Source organism: Pelomicrobium sp. G1 (assembly GCF_051905455.1).
GTDB lineage: Bacteria > Pseudomonadota > Gammaproteobacteria > Burkholderiales > UBA6910 > Pelomicrobium.
Genome location: NZ_JBQACR010000002.1, coordinates 125074 through 143919 on the forward strand (window position 1 = coordinate 125074; position 18846 = coordinate 143919).

Here is an 18846-nt window from a genome sequence, read left to right on the forward strand (position 1 = left end):
TCCATGGATCGGGAGGCGTCCGAACGCATCGTTTCCGCCCTGCCTGCGGCCTGCCAGCCGGTGTATGGAGACCGCCTGCGCGCCTTGGCGCGCCACGGCTCGGTCGCTCGCGGCACCATGCGCCCCGATTCGGGCATAGACCTGTCGATCGTCGCAGAGCCGCTGCCGCCCGCTCGCCGTTTTCGCCTCGAAAAATTCGGCGTGGTCGAAAAGGGATGGTCCCGCTGGCTGGACGAGGCGCGGTCATGATCCTCGTCACCGGCGGCGCCGGCTTCATCGGCGCCAACTTCGTCCTTCAGTGGCTGCGCGAGGTGGGCGAGCCCGTGGTCAACCTGGACAAGCTCACCTACGCCGGCAACCTCGGCAACCTGGCTGAGGTGGTTGACGATCCCCGGCACATCTTCGTGCGGGGCGATATCGCCGATCACCGGCTCGTGCGCGAGCTGCTGGGCCAGTACCGGCCGCGCGCCGTGGTGCACTTCGCCGCCGAAAGCCACGTGGACCGCTCGATCCACGGGCCCGAGGACTTCATCCAGACCAACATCGTGGGCACCTTCCGCCTGCTGGACGAAGTGCGGGCCTACTGGGAGGGGCTCAAAGGCGCCGAGCGGGACCGCTTCCGCTTTCTGCACGTGTCCACCGACGAGGTGTACGGCTCCCTGGGACCGGCTGACCCCGCGTTCTCGGAGACGACCCCCTACGCCCCCAACAGCCCGTACTCCGCCTCCAAAGCCGCCTCCGACCACCTGGTGCGCGCCTACCACCACACCTACGGGCTGCCCACCCTCACCACCAACTGCTCCAACAACTACGGCCCTTACCAGTTCCCCGAAAAGCTGATCCCGCTCATGATCCTGAACGGGCTCACCGGGCAACCCCTCCCCGTCTACGGCGACGGGCTCAACGTGCGCGACTGGCTGTACGTGGAAGACCACTGCGCCGCGATCCGCCGGGTGCTGGAGGACGGCCGGGTGGGCGAGACCTACAACATCGGCGGCGAGTGCGAGAAGACCAACATCGACGTGGTGAAAACGATCTGCGCCATCCTCGACGAGCTGCACCCCTCGCGCCGACCCCATTCGGCCCTCATCAAGTACGTCAAGGACCGCCCGGGCCACGACCGGCGCTATGCCATGGACATCCGCAAGATCCGGGCTGAGCTGAACTGGGCACCCACAGAGACCTTCGAGTCCGGCCTCCGGAAAACCATCGACTGGTACATCGCCCACCGGGACTGGGTCGACGGGGTGACCACCGGGGCGTACCGAAGCTGGATCGACCGCAACTACGGCCGCCGCTGACGCGGAAGAAAGGGCGGTAGGCGCCGACCGCGTCAGAAGTCGGGCGCCCCTTCGAGCTGCCCGAAGCGGACCAGCAGAATCTCCTGGATCGTGACCTTGCCGGCGGCGCTTTTCTCGACCAGCATGAGCTGCTGGCTGTCGGGGAGCCCCGCGGGGATCACCATCCGGCCGCCGGGCTTGAGCTGGTTGATCAGGGGTGGCGGGATCAGCTCGGGCGCCGCGGTCACGATCACCTTGTCGAACGGCGCCTTCTCCGGCCAGCCGTAGTAGCCGTTGCCGACTTTGACCTCCACGTTGGCATATCCCGCGCGTTGCAACCGCTGCACGGCCTGGGTGGCGAGCTCTTCGATGATCTCCACGCTGTACACCTTGCGCGCCAGCTCGGCCAGCACCGCCGCCTGGTAGCCGAGCCCGGTGCCGACCTCGAGAACGGTGTCCCCCTCCTGGACCTCGAGCAGATCGGTCATCAGGGCGACGATGAAGGGCTGGGAGATCGTCTTGTCGAAGCCGATGGGCAGGGGGCGGTCGATATAGGCATAGGGCTGAAGCTCGAGCGGGACGAACTCGTGCCGCGGCACTTTGCCCATGACCTCCATGACGCGCCCGTCAAGGAAGTCCTTGCCGATCCGCTCCTTGGCGAAAAAGGTATGGGCGGCGATATCCACCAGCATCTGCTGGCGCAGGGCCGCAAAATCCTCAGCGCTCATGGGTCGACATCGAAACGTTAGAAAATCGGCTGGGCGAAAGATTCCGTCCTGCCTCCAAGGTTAGGCCATTCGCCAGTTTCAGGAAATCCTTCATCACCGCCGCCAGCCGGCGCCTTGGCGAGGCGTCGGGCAGCGGCGAGACAAGTCCCTTTCCGTGGCAGATGGGCGCAAGCAACAGACGCGCCGGACGCGACCGGGACCCCATCCTCATGATTGCAAATGGTGACTTGACGCCCGCGCTCGTCTAGCCCGGATATTTCACGAGGGACTCGGGAGGATGGCGCGGGGCCGGGCAAGAGAGGTTGCGCGCAGCCGACGAAGCCCGTGGTAGAGCCCAGGGGCGAGGAGCACGAGCGAAAGATGGCCGCCCTGCTCCCCGCCGGAACCCGAGCAGCCCGCCGGGACAAATCGGACTTGAAGCCTCAATCACCAAAACATTGCTCCTTTAGCTACTTGGCTTAATCTTGGGGGCGTCTTCGTGAAATATCCGGGCAAGCGTCCTCCAAATGCCTGACGGGCGCTCGGCCCTCTCCTCCCCCGCTGGGGGAGGAGGAAGAGGAGGGGAATGCCCCCTCCCCAAGGGAGAGGAGGACGTACAATGAGCGCTCCCCACGGGCTCCCTCCCCCCGGGGGGAGGGGCCGGGGGAGTGGGCCCCTCAGGCTCCGCATACGCGACCTCGAGGGGAGCCTGATCCACTCGATACTCAAAAGAGCCCGATACCAGAAGCACTCGAACGGACGATCGATCATGAAGGGAATTATCCTTGCCGGCGGCTCCGGCACGCGCCTCTACCCGGTGACCCACGTGGTCTCCAAGCAGTTGCTCCCGATCTACGACAAGCCCATGGTCTACTACCCGCTCAGCACCCTCATGCTGGCGGGCATCCGGGACATCCTGGTGATCTCTACCCCCCAGGACACGCCGCGCTTTCGCGACCTGCTGGGCTCCGGCGCCCAGTGGGGCATGAGCTTCTCCTATGCGGTGCAGCCCGCGCCGGAGGGGCTCGCCCAGGCGTTCGTCATCGGGCGCGATTTCGTGGGACGGGATGCCTGCGCCCTGGTGCTTGGCGACAACATCTTTTACGGCCACGACCTGGCCGCGCTGGTGCAGAAAGCCGCCCGCAAAAGGAGCGGCGCCACGGTCTTCGCCTACCCGGTCCAGGACCCGGAGCGCTACGGCGTGGTGGAGTTCGACGACAACGGACGGGTCCTGAGCCTGGAAGAGAAACCCAAGCAGCCCCGCTCCCGCTACGCGGTGACCGGACTGTACTTCTACGACAACCAGGTATTGGACATCGCCGCCTCCCTCAAGCCCTCGGCCCGCGGCGAGCTGGAGATCACCGACGTCAACAAGCGGTATCTGGAGCAGGGACAATTGGAGGTGATGGTCATGGGCCGGGGCTACGCCTGGCTCGACACCGGCACCCACGAATCCATGCTGGAAGCCGCCCACTTCATCGAGACCATCGAGCGCCGCCAGGGCCTCAAGATCGCCTGCCCCGAGGAAATCGCCTACCGCCTGGGCTACATCAACGCGGGGCAGCTCGAGGCGCTCGCAAAGCCTTTGGCCAAGAACGGCTACGGCCAGTATCTGCTACGCATCCTCAACGAAAGGGTCTTCTGAGTCTTCCGACAAGGTCCGCTCGCAGGTGCCCTCTTCCCTTTGCGGGGGTGCACCCCGGGCCGTGCACGGGCAGCGGTGGGGATGGGCTCCCTCTCCTTCAAGGGGAGGGCTGTGGCGGGAATGGGTCCCGAAGTCCCGCGCCTCCAGCCCGTAGGGTGCGCCTTGGCGCACCGCTTCGGCGCTTCGGGACCTGCCGCCGGTGCGTTTCGTGTCGCTCAACGCACCCCACATGCCCGTACGGTACACTCCCGCGCACCGCCCCCTCGGCGTCTGCAAGTCCTCGCGCATTCCTTCAATGCGCCGCCCTACCCCACGGACGGCATCCCGCGTTTCCTGAAAATGCCTTGCGTGGCATAATCTTAGCGTTCAGTACGAGGGCCACCGATGTTCGACCGCATCACCTTCGACCCCAACATCATGGGCGGCCGCGCCTGCATTCGCGGCATGCGCATCCCCGTGTCGGTCATCGTGCGCGCAATCGCCCATGGAGCGACGTTCGAAGAGATCCTGGAGGGTTATCCGGATCTCGCTCGCGAGGACATCCAGCAAGCCATCGAGTACGCCGCGTGGCTCACGGAAGAACAAGTCCACGTTCCTTGAATGCCATCGCTGCGGTTTCTCGTTGACGCTTGTGTAGACGTGAGACTCGCGCGCTGGCTGCGCGAGCAAGGGTCTGACGCCACCCATTTGCGTGACGAGGGCCTGCAAAGGCTGTCAGACGAAGAAATATTTGCAAAAGCCATCGCGGAAGGGAGGGTCGTCGTCACCCATGACTTGGATTTTGGCGAAATCGGCGCCCTGACCCACGGAAAAATAGCCAGCGTCATCGTTTTCAGGTTGCATAACCCCCGGCTGCCGCAGCTCATCGAACGGCTGTCGTCCGTGCTCTCGGACTCCACGGAGGCGCTAGGACAAGGTGCCGTTGTCATTGTTGAAGACGCCCGACACCGCATTCGCCCGCTACCCATTGGGGCAAAGCTGTAACGAGCATTTCAGCGCAGTTCCCGTAGGGTGCGCTTGAGCGCACCGTCCGTGAAGTTTCGATACTTCGATGGAGGGTGGCGTTTCGCTCCCGCTCAACGCACCCCACATGCCCGTACGGTACACTCCCGCGCACCGCCCCCTCGGCGCCTGCAAGTCCTCGCGCATTCCTTCAATGCGCCGCCCTACCCCACGGACGGCATCCCGCGTTTCCTGAAAATGCCTTGCGTGGCATAATCTTAGCGTTCAGTACGAGGGCCACCGATGTTCGACCGACTTGCCATCCCCCCGACACCACGTGCGACGATGCCTGAGCCATCCATGCGCGAGACCGGCCAATGCCCGTATACGACCTGGAACGGCTAGCGGATGTTGCGAAGCGCTACGGGCTGCGCTTGGTCGTGCTTTACGGCTCGCACGCGAAGCACCACGCGGGACCCGAGAGCGACCTGGACATCGCGGTTCTCGGTTGCCGGGCGGAAGAATTCCTGGACTGTTACACCGATCTGGCGGAGGTATTCCAGCGCTACTCCCTGGACCTGGTCCGCCTGGAGGATGCCGACCCGTTGTTGCGGCAAGAGATCATGCACCAGGGGATCTTGCTCAGGGGCGATCCGGATTCGTTCTACGAGTACCGCGCCTACGCCTATCGCGATTTCATAGATTCGTCGGATCTGTTCGCGTTGGAGGATCTGCTTTTCCGCAAAAAGATGGCTCGAATGAAAGAGAAGCTCTATGGTTCGGCGTGAGTTCGTCCTCCGCAAGCTTCAACTGATCGCCGAGGACCTGGAGCGGCTGGTCAAGTTCAAGGACGAAACGTTGACGTCGCTCACGGGCGATGCCATCAAGCTGGCGGCTGTCGAGCGGCTTCTCGAGCGGATCATCATGCGTGCCATCGATATCAACGAGCATCTCATCAGCGAGCTCGGGACCGGCGAGGGCCGGTCGACCCGTCTTACCTACCGCGATACGTTTCTGCTCCTCGCCGGCTTGGACGTCTATCCGCAGGAATTCGCAGATCGGATCGCACGCAGCGCCGGGCTCCGCAACATCCTGGTGCACGACTACAATGACGCGGACCGGAAAATCGTCCACGCCTCGATCAAGTCGTGCCTTCAGGATTACCATCGGTATGCCGAATACGTGCGCAGTTTCCTGGATCGTCTCCCAGGCTGAACGCTTTGTGCCGCGCAAGACCCGGTATCCCTTACGGCAGGGCGCGCATCAGCGCGTCGCTAAACAGGGAGCTTCGAGCGCGCGGTCCTGCGCTACTTGGACATCGCACCGGTCATACGAGCCGCGACGAAAGAGGCGTTCGCACCGTGACCCTGAACGCCGATCTTGTCCGCCCGCGCAGCGGCGAGATTGAAGAATCGGTCAAGCGCCTTGAACGCATCAAGACGAGCACGCGCGAGCAATTTCTCCTGGACTAGGACGCGCTGTACATCGCCTGTTACCGATTGCTCGTGGCCATAGAGGCCGCCCCATAGCGCTTTGCTATCGCATTTCTTCGAGAAACCTGCATAGAATATGTGGAACGCTTTCGACAGCTTCACGAGGCCGGCATCATTGCGGCACAGCTCGCGGAGCGGCTAAAGCGCATGGCTAGCTTCAGGAAGCTACTGGTGCATATGTACCGGAAAGTTGACTACAACTGCGTTTGCCATGTGCTGTAGGAAAATCTGGCCGATTTGCGCGCGTTTTGTGCGGCGGCCGTTCGTCTCGTTTGACAGCGTTGCGCGAAGCGAATCGAGAGCAAACGCAAGGCCAAAGCTGGCGCGCTTGCCAAAAAAAACGGCAACGGCCTTCTCCGCCCGCTGTTTCCTGAATAAGCGGGCGTCCCGATGAAAATCCTCCCCACCGAAATCCCCGAGGTCCTCCTCATCGAGCCCAAAGTATTCGAGGACGAGCGCGGCTTTTTCTTCGAGAGCTTCAACCAGCGCGCTTTCCGCGAGGCGACCGGCCTCAACCCCGCTTTCGTGCAGGACAACCACTCCCGTTCATTCAAAAACGTCCTGCGCGGGCTGCACTACCAACTCCCGCCCAAAGCCCAGGGAAAGCTGGTGCGCGTGGTGGCCGGGGAAGTCTTCGACGTGGCGGTGGACTTAAGGCGCCGCTCCCCCACCTTCGGCCGCTGGGTGGGCACCCGCCTCTCGGGAGAAAACAAGCGCATGCTGTGGATCCCCGAGGGCTTCGCCCATGGCTTCCTGGTGCTCTCCGAATACGCCGATTTTCTCTACAAAACCACCGACTACTATTCCCCCGAGCACGAGCGCACCCTCGCCTGGAACGATCCCGCGATCGCCATCCGCTGGCCCCTTGAGGACAGGCCCATTCTGTCCGTGAAAGACCGCACCGGCCAGCCTCTGAAAGAGGCAACGCTTTTTGATTGATGGAGCGGAGGAAGAGGCTATTGAGCTTCCCTCGGTTTTTCGTCTTCCAAAGGGCGGGGTTCATGCTACCAATTTTTCCTGATGCTGCTGGCTGATCCAATGCTCCAGGAATTGCACGGGCGAGCGGTAGCCGAGGGTCGAATGCAGCCGCTTCCGGTTGTAGAACACCTCGATGTACTCGAAGCTGGCTGCCTGCATGTCGGCATGGCTGGCGTAGCGAACGCCATGCACCCGCTCGTTCTTGAAGCTGTTGAACCAACTCTCGGTCGGGGCGTTGTCCCAGCAGTTGCCCTTGCGGCTCATCGAGCAGGTCATCCCGTATTCCTGGAGCTTGTCCTGGAAGGCGTGGCTGGCGTACTGACTGCCGCGGTCCGAGTGGTGCAGCAGGCCCGGCGCCGGCCGTCTGCGGAACCAGGCCATGGTCAAGGCGTCGGTGGCAATGTCCGCCGTCATGTGCGGTTTCAGGGACCAGCCGACGATTTCCCGATTGAACAAGTCCATGACGATAGCAAGGTACAGCCAGCCCTCGTCGGTCCACAGGTACGTGATGTCCGACGTCCACACCTGATTCGGCGCCGTCGGCATGAAGTTGCGTTCGAGCCGGTTTTCCGCCACCGGCAAGCCGTGCTTGGAGTCCGTCGTCACCTTGTAGCGCCGCTTGTGGCGTGCCCTGATGCCGTGCTCTCGCATCAGCCGTTCCACCCGCTCTTTGCTGGCCGGGAAGCCGCGTGCCCGCAGTTCCCGCACCATGCGCGGGCTGCCATAAGCGCCTTTGAGTTCGGCATGGATGGCGCGGATCAGTGCCACCATCTGGGGGTCCGACAACCGTCGGCGCTCCGGCGTGCCGCCCCGCTTCCAGGCCCGGTAGCCGCTCACGCTCACCTCCAAGGCAGCGCACAGGTCCACCAGGGCGAACTGCTGCCGATGCGCATCGATCCAGGCGTACTTCACAGCGCATCCTTCGCGAAGTACGCCGCCGCTTTTTTTATGATTTCCAGCTCCCGCTTGAGCCGGAGGTTCTCGGCCCGCAGCCTCGAGAGCTCCATCTCCTCCGGCGTTACCGCCTTGCCGCTGGCCCCGGCGAGCTTACCCGCTGCCGCCGCCTTGACCCAGTTGCGCAAGGTCTGCTCGACCAGCCCCAGTTCCTTGGCCACGGCCGAAAGCGGCTGCCCGCCCTGCACCCGCTTGACCGCCAACTCCTTGAACTCCAGCGTGTATGCCTGCTTCGGGATCTTCTTCATTCTTCCGTCTTCCTCCAGAGTAACGTCATCTTACGTCACCCTTGGAAGACGAAATTCCGGGGGAACCTCAAAGTGTGCAAAATCTGGGGCAATGGTGAAGATATGAAGAAAGAGAACATTACGCCTCGGTTGGACCGCGACCTCATCCGCAAAGCCAAAGCGGTCGACGCGATGAGGAAGACGTCGGTCAGCCCACTGTTAAGCGAAAAGCTCGAGGAGATCGTCCGCTAGGACGAGGAATCCAAACGGGCAAAGCGGACTGCCTTTGCCGATCTCGATCAGGGTTTCCACTTCGGCGGCAGGCAAAGCGCGACGCGCGAGGAATTGCACGAACGATAAAGTATTCCTAAATACTACGAACGTTTTGATCTGGACATACGACCTGGTGCTGGCGCAAAACACAGTGCGGCCGCAGAGCGGCAGGGTGCGCTTTAGCGCACCGCCCTATATTCTCGATTGTTCGACCGAGCTTGTCGGTTTGAGCGAGCCCTTTCCCTTGGGGAAGGGAAACGCGGGCGGTGCGGCAGAGGCCTGCTTCCCGTAGCTCTTCGTCAAGCAGCTATCTAAACCTCGATAGCAAGAAGCAAGAAAAAGCATGGAATGTGTAAAAATATTCCAGACAGGACAAGGAGGTATAATGAAATGCGCTATTTGTAAGCATGGGGAAACAGCGCCGGGATCGGTCACCGTAACTCTACAGCGTGGAGACACAATTGTAATAATGCGAGACGTGCCCGCCGCGGTGTGCCGGAACTGTGGCGATTATTACCTTGACGATGCGGTCGCAGCCAAGGTTTATCGAGAGGCCGTGGCGCGCCGCACTGAGGTCGAGATACTTCGCTACGCGGCATAGAATTAGGCCGGTTCTTAAGGGTTACATAACCGGGATCTGGGAATGCTCTCCCCAGCGGAAGGCGCCAAGGGCAAAGCGGGCATCCCGCGGATCCCCCTCTCCCGTCGAGAGAGGGCTTGGATGGAAGACTGGCGAGAGCACCCTCTTGTCGCAAAGTGACGCAAAGCTCAGAAAGTGATCCGCCGTGATCGGGTACCGCGAAGCATTTGAACGAATCATCGCCGCGCTCCCTGCCGCTTGCGAAGCAGTCTACGGTAGCCGGCTGGTGAGCCTCGCCGTCTACGGCTCGGTCGCGCGCGGCACCATGCGTCCGGATTCCGACATCGACCTGTTGATCGTCGCCAAGCCTTTGCCCCCGGGACGCATGGAGCAGGTAGCGGAGTTCGAGGCGGCGGAACGCCTGCTGGCTCCCGCGCTCGCACAAGCGCGCGGGCGGGGCGTCCATACCTTCTTCTCGCCGGTATTCAAGACCCCCGAGGAGCTGCGCCAGGGCAGCTTTCTTTTTCTGGACATGACCGACCAGGCGCGCATCCTCGTCGACCGCGGCGGCGTGCTGCGCGCCTATCTTGACGACCTCGCCGCCCGCCTCAAGACCATGGGCGCACGACGGGTCTACAAAGGCGGCGGCTACTATTGGGTGCTCAAGCCGGACTACAAACCCGGGGACCGCATCGAGCTATGACGACCGACGAGCTGGCGGCCGCTTATTTCGAGAAAGCGCGCAAACGCATCCGGGTACTCGAGGTGCTCCTGGAGCAGGAGGCGTACTCCGACGTCGTGCGGGAGGCGCAAGAACTCGTGGAGCTGGCGCTCAAGGGCATGTTGCGCTGGGTGGGCATCGACCCGCCGAAATGGCACGATGTGGGACCCATTCTGTTGGAAAACCAAGACTTTTTCGCTCCCGAGTTCCGCCCGCGCCTCCCCCGGCTCGCGGAGATCTCGCTTGCGCTGCGCAAGGAACGGGAGCTTGCGTTCTATGGCGATCGGGATTTTATACCGACGCGAGTCTACAGCGCCATCCATGGGCAACAGGCATTGTCGGACGCCCGATTCGTGGTGGAGTGCATCGGACTATTCGAATCGCTGCACCGCCCGCAGTCCTCGTAGGGTGCGCTTCAGCGCACCGCCTGAGGCGGCTCCTTGTACCGCTAACGGTGCGTTTCGCTGGTGCTCAACGCACCCTACAAGCTGCTCTGCGCCCACAGGCACCCATCCCCCTCCCGGCCTCCCCCTTGAAGGGGGTGGAGCACAGAGGGTCGTGGGAGTGTCGGGGTGGGGATAGGGCTCCCTCCCCTTCAAGGGGAGGGTTAGGGAGGGGATGGGTCTCCTCCCCTTCAAGGGGACGGAGCGGGGGTTTCGCGGAGCACAGCTCTCTCGCCCGTGGAGCCGGCCCGGCCTGCCTGCCGGGCCCGTGGACGGGTCGGGGTGGGGATGGGGCTCCCTCCCCTTCAAGGGGAGGGTCGGGGTGGGGATGGGTTTGAAGGTTTGACGCTCCGCCTGCCTATACGCTTCACCCCACCCCTCCTCGCCTGGTCGCCCTGTGCTGCAAGCGTGCCAGGAGGCACATCGACCCGGACGTTGGGGTAAAATCCCGCCTCTGTCATCCAGGGAGGCCTGCTTGGCGAAGCCTGGGGCCCGGTAATTTCAGGCCGGCGCCCCGCGGATAGCCGATTCTCCAATATGCACATCCTGATTACGGGCGCCGCGGGATTCATCGGCGCGGCGGTCGCGAAACGACTGCTCGACCGCGGCGACTCGGTCTACGGCATCGACAACCTCAACGCCTACTACGATGTGTCCTTGAAGGAAGCCCGCCTCGCGCGCCTGCGCCCGTACGAGAACTTCGTCTTCCAGAAGCTCGACGTGGCGGACCGGGCGAGCATGGCGGAACTCTTTGCCACCCATCGTTTCGACGGAGCCCTTCACTTGGCCGCCCAGGCGGGTGTTCGCTACTCGGTCGAGCACCCCTATGCCTACGTCGATGCCAACCTCGTCGGCTTCGCCAACGTGCTCGAGGGCTGCCGCCACGGCGGGGTGGGGCACCTCGTCTTCGCCTCCTCCAGCTCGGTGTACGGCGCCAATACCAAGCTCCCGTTCTCCGAACGCGACAACGTCGATCACCCGGTGTCCTTGTATGCAGCGACCAAGAAAGCGAACGAGCTGATGGCCCACAGCTACGCCCACCTGTATGGCCTTAAGTGCACCGGGCTTCGCTTTTTTACAGTCTATGGACCCTGGGGCCGCCCGGACATGGCGCTTTTCAAGTTCACTTCCAAAATTCTGCGTGGCGAACCGATCCAGGTCTTCAACCACGGCCGCATGCGGCGGGACTTTACCTACATCGACGACATCGTGGAAGGCGTCGTCGCCATCATCGATCGGCCGCCTTCGGGCGATCCCACGTGGAGGGGCGATGCGCCCAATCCGGCGAGGAGCTACGCCCCTTACCGGATCTACAACATCGGCAACAGCAAGCCGGTCGACCTCATGCGATACATTGAGGTCCTGGAATCGTGCCTCGGGAAAAAAGCCGAGATAGAGTTCATGCCGATGCAACCGGGGGACGTGCCCGCGACGTTTGCCGACACCACCGCCCTCCATGAAGCGGTCGGGTTCAAGCCGGGCACGGAGATCGAGGTTGGCGTCGCCCGGTTTGTGGACTGGTACCAAAGCTATTACAGGGCGTAGCGTGCCAAGAAAACCCATCCTGCTTGGCTCTGCATCCCCGCGCGACAAGAACACTCACCGGCCGGTTTCCGCCTGTGCTGCCGCTACACCTCGTCCACAGAGTGGATATAGGATCGGAGAAATGTGAAGGGTATTTTGAGACGTGGATATCACACTAAAACCTGTTTTGAAATTACCTTAGCAGGATGACAATCCTAGCGAGTTCTCTGAGACAGAAAAAGTTCGCCGCATGGTATTCCCAGTGCACGAGAAGCCGACGTAGCCATTGTAGCCATGCAAAAAAGAGCCCTCATGCTCGATTTTCAGAGCGACCTCAAGCGGTGTGAAATGCCTGCTACAAAGTTTTTGAGATTTTGGCACGAACTATACGATGCTCGATTTATTCTGCGCGAACTAGTTCGACAGCAGCTTATCCTTCGGTATCGGCGAACCGTTTTCGGCTATTTCTGGACGTTATTTAACCCCCTGCTAATGATGTCGGTGACAGCCGTGGTGTTTTCCACCATCTTCAAGATGGATCTGAAGACCTATGCAATCTTCTTATTCGCCGGGATGATCCCATTCACCTATTTTAGCAGTACGGTCACCCAGAGCGGGCAGGCTCTTATCGGGAATGAGGGACTGATTAAGAAGATTTATATCCCAAGGCTGCTCTTCCCTTTAAGTATTGCAATTGCCCTGTTGATTGACAGCACCTTGACCGCGATTGCGCTGTTAATAATCATATTCGTCATCGGCGGTACGCCGACCACTGCACTACTTTTCATTCCGTTGGCGTATTTGTTGTTATTTTTTTTCACCTTCGGTGTAGCGCAGATCATGACAATCTGCACGGTATATTTCCGCGACCTCCAACACGTGGTCGGAGTCTTGATGCAGGCGCTTCTTTTTTTGACTCCAGTTTTCTACAAGCCGGAAGCGTTGACGGGAAAAGTGACATGGATCATCGCACTCAATCCTCTCACGCAATTCGTCGAGTTGTTCCGGCGCCCGATCTACGGTGGCGAGCTCCCGCCGGTAGAAACGATCTCAGCGGCGGTGATCCTTTCTGCCGCGTCGGTAGCTATCGGCCTGTGGTTTTTCCACAAGCACGAGAACACGGTCATATTTAGGCTCTAGAAGCCGTCTCAAAAATACCGAGCAACTATCTGTTCACAATTAAGACGTTTCGTTAACCTTAGCGCATCCTCATAGCTGCGTCAGGAGACATGAGCAAAGGGAGCGAACCGATGGATAAGCAATAGGCGGTGATCGAGCCGCTGTTTCCGGAGCTTAAGCCACGAGAAGACGCTCGAGGCAGGCGGATGAAAGACGCGCGAGCCGTCTTCGACGGAATGCTGTGGATCCTGCCCGCGGGCTCGCGAAGCATCGAGGTGATTACCCTGCATCTTAGCGATCGCAAGCGCAATCGCAGGGTGAACAGCTCTTGCACCGCTACAAGTGTTCTTGGAAGGTTGGGCGCTTGTTCGCCTGGCTCGGCAATTTCCGTCGTGTAGTCCATCGCTGGGAATACTGCGTCGCCAACTTCGCCGGCTTTGTCCGTTTCGACTTCATCGTCATCCTGCTGCGAAACTATTTTTAGGATGGGTTCTAGATAGAGTATGGCGAAAGTTATCGTAGACGATCTGTCGCTCAGGTTTCGTGTGTATCACGAATGGGCAACCTCGGCAAAGGAATATTTTGCGAACCTGTTCCGACGGCGCAAACGCCAAGCATATTCTGATTTTTGGGCGTTGCGAGAAGTCTCTTTTGCTGTCAAGGATGGAGAGCGCGTGGGAATCGTCGGACGTAATGGGGCAGGGAAGAGCACGCTGCTCAAGACAATATGCCGAATCTACGAACCTACCGCCGGAAAAGTGACGGTGAATGGGCGAATTGCGCCACTGCTAGAGATAGGTGCCGGCTTTCATCCTGAGTTTACCGGGCGCGAAAACATTTATTTTAACGGCACCATCCTCGGCTACAGTAAGGAGCAAGTCCGCGCGATCGAAGAAGAAGTTATTAGTTTTGCTGAGCTAGAGGAATTCATAGACACGCCAGTGAAATACTATTCAACGGGCATGTATATGCGGCTTGCGTTTTCGCTCGCTACGGCCGTGCATCCGGATATCCTGGTGCTCGATGAGCTGTTTGCCGGCGGGGATGCAGAGTTCGTAAAGCGAGGCAAGGAGCGGATGTACCGAATGATTGATCGTGCAAGCGTGATGATTCTTGTCTCGCACGACGAAAGCTTGCTCCGCTCCCTGTGCAGCCGCTTTATCTGGCTTGATCACGGGCGGATCGTCGCGGACGGTAATGTGAGCGTGCTCGATCGCTATATGAATGCCTGAATGGATACGGGACTACACTGGGCACGGCGGCTTTACCGGCGGCATCTTGCGCGCTATGGCTGGGCGCGGAGGCTGAAAGGGATCGTCGTTAAGGCCTGGGTTAAGGCCTGGTTCTGGTATTTGCATGTCCGCCATGTGATGACATGGCGGGTTCGGTATAAAGCACACCTTGTAAAGCTCGCCCTGGCACAGCGCGCCTTCATTCGTTCTCAGACCTTCGCAAGAATTACCAACCGTCCGTTATCTGGAAGTACGGTATTTTTCTCGCTGCAACCTCTCGCATTATATCGGCAATCTGCCTACTCGAGGGTTTTTACCTTGGCACCAGCTGAATCCGTGGAGCTACGAATGCCTTACGTGTATCCAGCATCGTACCGGGATCGCTTTCACCGCCAATCCTGGCGGACAGCGATTCCGGCAGTCGAGGCGGTGGAAATTTCAGGGGCTGAAGTTATGGGGCGATGCGAGTTCGTGTTCACGCCGCAGGGTGCCATTCATCATGATTTGTATGATTTTCGGGTGCACCTCGCTGGAGAAGAGATGCACGGCCTGGTGAGTATCGAGACCAAGAATGGGCTATTGGTGCGCTATGTCAAAGGCTGCGCAAACGCCGAGGTTGAGGGAGCGATTCCCCTACTCGGTTGGCCAGCCGCGAACTATGTGCATTGGCTGACCGAATATCTGCCTAAGCTCGCGCTCGTGGACGAGATCCCCGAGCTGGCTGATCTTCCCTTGGTTGTCGACGCCAATCTGCACCCTAACATCCTCGAATCCCTGCGTCTCTGCAACGTTCATAATCGCATGTTAATCACCCTTTCGCCTGGCGAGGTCTTGCGGCTGAAACGCGCGATTTTCATAACGCCGACGGCGTATGTGCCTTTTGATCACCGGTCCGCTGCCGAGGTGGAGCGAACCGGCATAACCCCTGACCGAGCAGTCTTTGTTCCGCGCGCAGTTCATGCATTACGCACCAAACTATTATCGGCCCTAACGGAAAGAACTGATGCGGGCGCACGCAGACTGTTCCTTCGGCGAAACTCGCATTTCCGACAAATGAAAAACGCTGAAGAAGTTGAAAGTCTGTTGCGCGCGCGCGGCTTCTGGGTCGTCGAGCCAGAACGCTTATCGTTCGCGGAGCAAGTGAAGCTTGTAGCCACAGCGGAGATAATCGTAGCCCAGGCGGGTGCTGCGCTCGGCAATATGCTTTTCGCACCTCAGGGATGCCATATCGTCATCTTGTCCACTTGGTCGCCATACAGCAACTATTACTATTTCTCCAATCTGGCTTCCATCCTGCAACAACATTGCTTTTACGTCTTGTGTGATGTTGACGGGCAGGAGGAAGGAATACATCCTGCGCACCGCAGCTCAGTTGTGGATATACAGCTTCTGGAGGGGGTGATCCGTCAATGACGCGCAAAGTTTCGTTTAACGATTTGACATATGATAAGTTTCGCGAATTGGCGAGACGACAAGACCTCAGCCGCCACGAAAAGGTCGGATTCCCAGATGAGTATCGTGAAGGCAAGGAAGAATGCATTTTCGCCGACGTGCGACGCAAACTGAAAGCCTTGAGCGATAATCAGAAAACCATCCTTGAGATCGGGCCAGGGTGCAGCAAGCTGCCATTGATGTTGATCGCATTGTGCGAGGAACGCAGTCACCAGCTGCACTTCGTTGACAGCCAGGAAATGCTTGACCAATTGCCGAACAGGGCTTGCATACACAAGTGGCCAGGTCGCTATCCAGGGGAGGTCGGACCTTTATTTGCACAGTTCGAGGGTAAAGTTGATGCGGTTATCGCATATAGCGTGATCCAGTATGTATTCCTCGAAGGCAACTTGTGGGATTTTCTCGATCGCAGCTTGGCGCTGCTCGCAGAGGGCGGGGAGCTTCTATTGGGTGACATTCCCAATATCACAATGAGAAAGCGTTTCTTTTCCAGTACCGCCGGTGTTGAGTGTCACCGGCGCTTCACCGGACGAAGCGAGCCACCCGAGGTGCCCTTCAACAGGCTAGAACCCGGCCAGATGGACGACTCGGTCGTGTTTGCCATGCTAGCCCGCGCACGCGCGCAAGGCTTCCATGCATGGGTACTGCCCCAGGCTGACGATCTTCCCATGGCCAATCGTCGTGAAGACATTTTGATACGGAGGCCATGATGAGCATGAAACCACGCAAACTCGTCATCGTGGGCGATTCAGCGTTCGCTGAAATTGCCAGGGAATACTTCGACGTTGATACGGATTACGAGGTGGTATCTTTCACCGTGGAGTCCGGACATTTAAAGCGAAACACGTTTCAGGGTTTGCCTGTTGTATCCTTCGAACAGGTGGAACGCCTATACCCGCCCAGTGATCATGACATCTTTGTCGCGATCACTTACACCCAGCTCAACCGTCTACGAACACGCCTTGCGCGCGCTGCAAAAGACAAGGGTTACCGCCTCGCCACCTACATCAGTCCGCGGGCCTTCGTCTGGCGCAATGTCGAGGTGGGAGAACATTGTTTTATATTCGAAGATAACACGGTGCAACCATTTGTCAGGATCGGGAATAATGTGGTGCTTTGGAGCGGCAATCACATCGGGCATCATTCTGTGATCAAAGATAATTGCTTCATCGCCTCCCATGTAGTGATTTCCGGTTTCTGCGAAATCGGGGAAAACAGTTTCCTCGGTGTGAACAGTACGGTCGCTAACAATCTCACGCTCGGCCGCGACAATTGGATAGGACCGGGTATCACCATCAGCCGATCCACGGAGCCCGGTGCGTTGTTCGGCGCGCCTGAATGCCTTCCGTCCAAGGTTTCTTCCTTGCGGTTTTTTAAGATCAAGGAGTGACAGCTGTGCAATGGCGCAAGCTGGGTCTCGTCTACCGGCCCGATGGCAGCCAGCCTTGGGCGAAATCGCATGCCATGGTTCCAACTCCCGTGCGCCTCAGTAAATCGGTGGTGCGGGTGTTTATCACGCTCTGCGATGAACGAGGTATTGGACGCCCTGGGTACGTCGACGTTTCGGCGGAGAATCCGACCCGAGTCATCGACGTCGCTCGTACACCGCTTCTCGACATTGGTGAGCCCGGCACTTTCGACGAAAACGGCGTGCTTGTGTGTTCCGTCGTCAGCGAGGGGGGCGGGCGATGGAAAATGTACTATGTCGGTTTCGAGCTCGGCACTAAAATTCGTTATCGACTGCTCACCGGGCTCGCCCAGAGCACCGATAATGGACAAACCTTCCAGCGTGTCAGCCGAGTCCCCGCGCTGGAGCGCAGCGACAGCGAGCTGTACTTTCGAGGTGGACCCTGCTGCCTGCTTGAAGATGGCCGTTATCGCCTCTGGTACGTAGCGGGTAGCCAGTGGGTTGACATTGGCGGCAAACCGATGCCCGTCTATGACATTCGCTACGCGGAGTCCAGAGATGGCATCCATTGGCCAGCGGAGGGGTCAGTGCAAATTGCGGTCACCCAACCGGATGAACATGGTTTCGGCCGGCCTTATGTCATCCCAAAACATGGTGGCGGGTATCGCATGTTTTATTCGGTGCGACGCAAGTCGTTGCGTGCTTACCGGCTCGGCTACGCAGAATCCGCCGATGGAAGGACATGGCGACGCATGGACGACCGACTCAATCTGGATGTCACATCCGGAAGTTTCGATTCGGAGGCGATCATGTACGCCGCGCCCATCGAGATCGATGGCAGATTATACGTTTTTTACAACGGCAACGATTTCGGACGGGATGGCTTTGCGGTCGCCGTCCTTGAGCAGGAATGAGCCTTCTGCTGCGTCTTTACCAATCCTCTGATGAGGCCGCGTGGGATGCTTTTTGCGCCCTAGCCCACCAGGCGACCTTTCTTCATACGCGCCGTTTTCTTTCCTACCATGGAAACCGTTTCCAGGATCTTTCCCTCATCCTCGAGGACTGTGGGCGGTGGGTCGGATTGTTTCCAGCGGCGCTTCATCCCGAGGACGCCCGTTGCGTGGTGAGCCACCCCGGAATTACCTATGGTGGACTCTTGCACGCAGGCTCGCTGCGAGGCGAGCGAGCTATTGAGGCCTTTGCCGCGATTCGGGACTATTTTGCCGCGCATGGCTATTCCAGGCTCGTGTACAAGGCTGTGCCAACGTTCTATCACACTACTCCAGCCCAGGATGACCTCTATGCCCTGTTCAGACTTGGGGCTACCCGTGTTCGGTGCGACTTGAGCTGCGCCATCGATCTTGCTCGTCGCCTTCCACCCAGTGAACGGCGAAGGCGGGGACAAAGGAAAGCATTACGCAGCGGCGTTGAGATCCGCGAGGGCTCGGGATTTCTACCAGCGTTGTGGGAAGTGGTGATGGATAACCTGCAGCGCAAGCACCGTGTCTCCCCGGTGCACACCGTAGCTGAAATCACACTGCTAGCGGAGCGTTTCCCCGATAACATCCGCTGCGTTGTAGCGCTTTGCGCCGGGGAGCTCGTCGCAGGTACCGTGATTTTTTCCACGATGTTGGCGGATCATGCTCAATACATCGCCTCCAGCGAAAGAGGATACGAAGTCGCCGCGCTCGATGCCGTGTTCGAGCATTGCATCGCCAATGCGATCAACAACGGCAAGCGCTGGTTCGACTTCGGGATCAGCACCGAAAACAGCGGCCTCGTCCTGAATGAGGGACTTTACCGCTTCAAGTCGGAATTTGGTGGCGGGGGCGTCATCCATGAGTTTTTCGAATTGGCATGGTAGGGCA

24 protein-coding genes are annotated in these 18846 nt (G+C 59.6%); 21 read left to right on the forward strand and 3 right to left on the reverse strand.

What is annotated here, in order from left to right:
- Positions 1 to 3: 3 nt before the first annotated feature.
- Both ACTFO6_RS02690 and rfbB read left to right on the forward strand, forming a co-directional pair.
- A complete protein-coding gene (locus ACTFO6_RS02690; RefSeq protein WP_439932905.1) occupies positions 4 to 249 on the forward strand; it encodes a nucleotidyltransferase domain-containing protein in 246 nt (81 codons plus the stop codon).
- Positions 246 to 1301 (forward strand): dTDP-glucose 4,6-dehydratase, encoded by a 1056-nt coding sequence (rfbB, locus tag ACTFO6_RS02695; protein WP_439932906.1) that lies wholly within the window; start codon positions 246 to 248, stop codon positions 1299 to 1301. The genes ACTFO6_RS02690 and rfbB overlap by 4 nt, the downstream gene beginning before the upstream one ends.
- A gap of 32 nt (positions 1302 to 1333) precedes the next feature.
- On the opposite strand, the gene ACTFO6_RS02700 is transcribed toward rfbB, so the two are convergent.
- Complete coding sequence (locus tag ACTFO6_RS02700; RefSeq protein WP_439932907.1) at positions 1334 to 2008, reverse strand: protein-L-isoaspartate(D-aspartate) O-methyltransferase; 675 nt, start codon at positions 2006 to 2008, stop codon at positions 1334 to 1336.
- Positions 2009 to 2756: 748 nt separating this feature from the next.
- Between ACTFO6_RS02700 and rfbA the strand changes: the two genes are divergently transcribed.
- The 5 genes from rfbA to hepT all read left to right on the forward strand — a co-directional run bounded on the left by rfbA (position 2757) and on the right by hepT (position 5789).
- Positions 2757 to 3632, forward strand: coding sequence for a glucose-1-phosphate thymidylyltransferase RfbA (gene rfbA, locus ACTFO6_RS02705; protein WP_439932908.1), 876 nt, complete (start codon positions 2757 to 2759; stop codon positions 3630 to 3632).
- A gap of 384 nt (positions 3633 to 4016) precedes the next feature.
- Positions 4017 to 4232: a DUF433 domain-containing protein gene (locus tag ACTFO6_RS02710; protein WP_439932909.1), complete on the forward strand. Its 216-nt coding sequence runs from the start codon at positions 4017 to 4019 to the stop codon at positions 4230 to 4232.
- The gene (locus ACTFO6_RS02715; protein ID WP_439932910.1) at positions 4233 to 4616 is read left to right on the forward strand and encodes a DUF5615 family PIN-like protein; all 384 of its coding nucleotides are present in this window, start codon (positions 4233 to 4235) and stop codon (positions 4614 to 4616) included.
- Positions 4617 to 4951: 335 nt separating this feature from the next.
- Positions 4952 to 5362, forward strand: coding sequence for a type VII toxin-antitoxin system MntA family adenylyltransferase antitoxin (mntA, locus tag ACTFO6_RS02720; protein ID WP_439932911.1), 411 nt, complete (start codon positions 4952 to 4954; stop codon positions 5360 to 5362).
- Positions 5349 to 5789, forward strand: coding sequence for a type VII toxin-antitoxin system HepT family RNase toxin (gene hepT / locus ACTFO6_RS02725; protein WP_439932912.1), 441 nt, complete (start codon positions 5349 to 5351; stop codon positions 5787 to 5789). The genes mntA and hepT overlap by 14 nt, the downstream gene beginning before the upstream one ends.
- A gap of 92 nt (positions 5790 to 5881) precedes the next feature.
- Here the strand turns inward: hepT and ACTFO6_RS02730 are convergent, their stop codons facing one another.
- On the reverse strand, positions 5882 to 6169 hold the full coding sequence (locus ACTFO6_RS02730; RefSeq protein ID WP_439933104.1) for a hypothetical protein: 288 nt from the start codon (positions 6167 to 6169) through the stop codon (positions 5882 to 5884).
- On the opposite strand from ACTFO6_RS02730, the gene ACTFO6_RS02735 reads away from it, so the two are divergent.
- Together ACTFO6_RS02735 and rfbC are read left to right on the forward strand one after the other, a co-directional pair.
- Positions 6146 to 6289, forward strand: coding sequence for a HepT-like ribonuclease domain-containing protein (locus ACTFO6_RS02735; protein ID WP_439932913.1), 144 nt, complete (start codon positions 6146 to 6148; stop codon positions 6287 to 6289). The genes ACTFO6_RS02730 and ACTFO6_RS02735 overlap by 24 nt on opposite strands.
- 168 nt (positions 6290 to 6457) lie before the next feature.
- Positions 6458 to 7006 (forward strand): dTDP-4-dehydrorhamnose 3,5-epimerase, encoded by a 549-nt coding sequence (gene rfbC, locus ACTFO6_RS02740; RefSeq protein WP_439932914.1) that lies wholly within the window; start codon positions 6458 to 6460, stop codon positions 7004 to 7006.
- Positions 7007 to 7066: 60 nt separating this feature from the next.
- On the opposite strand, the gene ACTFO6_RS02745 is transcribed toward rfbC, so the two are convergent.
- A protein-coding gene (locus tag ACTFO6_RS02745; RefSeq protein ID WP_439932915.1) for an IS3 family transposase occupies positions 7067 to 8247 on the reverse strand; the annotation gives its coding sequence in 2 pieces (ribosomal slippage) (positions 7067 to 7995 and positions 7995 to 8247; 1182 coding nt in all).
- A gap of 72 nt (positions 8248 to 8319) precedes the next feature.
- Between ACTFO6_RS02745 and ACTFO6_RS02750 the strand changes: the two genes are divergently transcribed.
- The 12 genes from ACTFO6_RS02750 to ACTFO6_RS02805 all read left to right on the forward strand — a co-directional run bounded on the left by ACTFO6_RS02750 (position 8320) and on the right by ACTFO6_RS02805 (position 18842).
- Entirely contained in the window at positions 8320 to 8478 is a 159-nt protein-coding gene (locus ACTFO6_RS02750) for a hypothetical protein (protein ID WP_439932916.1), read from the forward strand.
- Positions 8479 to 8884: 406 nt separating this feature from the next.
- Positions 8885 to 9100 carry a type II toxin-antitoxin system MqsA family antitoxin gene (locus ACTFO6_RS02755; protein ID WP_439932917.1) on the forward strand — a complete coding sequence of 72 codons (216 nt, stop codon included), beginning with the start codon at positions 8885 to 8887 and terminating at the stop codon, positions 9098 to 9100.
- A 184-nt stretch (positions 9101 to 9284) separates the two neighbouring features.
- Positions 9285 to 9782, forward strand: coding sequence for a nucleotidyltransferase domain-containing protein (locus ACTFO6_RS02760; RefSeq protein ID WP_439932918.1), 498 nt, complete (start codon positions 9285 to 9287; stop codon positions 9780 to 9782).
- Positions 9779 to 10207, forward strand: a complete 429-nt coding sequence (locus ACTFO6_RS02765) for a HEPN domain-containing protein (RefSeq protein WP_439932919.1) — start codon at positions 9779 to 9781, stop codon at positions 10205 to 10207. The genes ACTFO6_RS02760 and ACTFO6_RS02765 overlap by 4 nt, the downstream gene beginning before the upstream one ends.
- 573 nt (positions 10208 to 10780) lie before the next feature.
- A complete protein-coding gene (locus tag ACTFO6_RS02770) occupies positions 10781 to 11788 on the forward strand; it encodes an NAD-dependent epimerase (RefSeq protein ID WP_439932920.1) in 1008 nt (335 codons plus the stop codon).
- Positions 11789 to 12079: 291 nt separating this feature from the next.
- Positions 12080 to 12907, forward strand: a complete 828-nt coding sequence (locus ACTFO6_RS02775) for an ABC transporter permease (RefSeq protein WP_439932921.1) — start codon at positions 12080 to 12082, stop codon at positions 12905 to 12907.
- A gap of 482 nt (positions 12908 to 13389) precedes the next feature.
- Positions 13390 to 14118 (forward strand): ABC transporter ATP-binding protein, encoded by a 729-nt coding sequence (locus ACTFO6_RS02780; RefSeq protein WP_439932922.1) that lies wholly within the window; start codon positions 13390 to 13392, stop codon positions 14116 to 14118.
- The gene (locus tag ACTFO6_RS02785; protein WP_439932923.1) at positions 14119 to 15531 is read left to right on the forward strand and encodes a glycosyltransferase family 61 protein; all 1413 of its coding nucleotides are present in this window, start codon (positions 14119 to 14121) and stop codon (positions 15529 to 15531) included.
- A complete protein-coding gene (locus ACTFO6_RS02790) occupies positions 15528 to 16280 on the forward strand; it encodes an SAM-dependent methyltransferase (protein WP_439932924.1) in 753 nt (250 codons plus the stop codon). The genes ACTFO6_RS02785 and ACTFO6_RS02790 overlap by 4 nt, the downstream gene beginning before the upstream one ends.
- Positions 16277 to 16960, forward strand: a complete 684-nt coding sequence (locus tag ACTFO6_RS02795) for an acetyltransferase (RefSeq protein ID WP_439932925.1) — start codon at positions 16277 to 16279, stop codon at positions 16958 to 16960. Before ACTFO6_RS02790 ends, ACTFO6_RS02795 begins: the two co-directional genes overlap by 4 nt.
- 5 nt (positions 16961 to 16965) lie before the next feature.
- Entirely contained in the window at positions 16966 to 17892 is a 927-nt protein-coding gene (locus ACTFO6_RS02800) for a hypothetical protein (protein WP_439932926.1), read from the forward strand.
- Complete coding sequence (locus ACTFO6_RS02805; protein WP_439932927.1) at positions 17889 to 18842, forward strand: GNAT family N-acetyltransferase; 954 nt, start codon at positions 17889 to 17891, stop codon at positions 18840 to 18842. The genes ACTFO6_RS02800 and ACTFO6_RS02805 overlap by 4 nt, the downstream gene beginning before the upstream one ends.
- Positions 18843 to 18846: the final 4 nt, after the last annotated feature.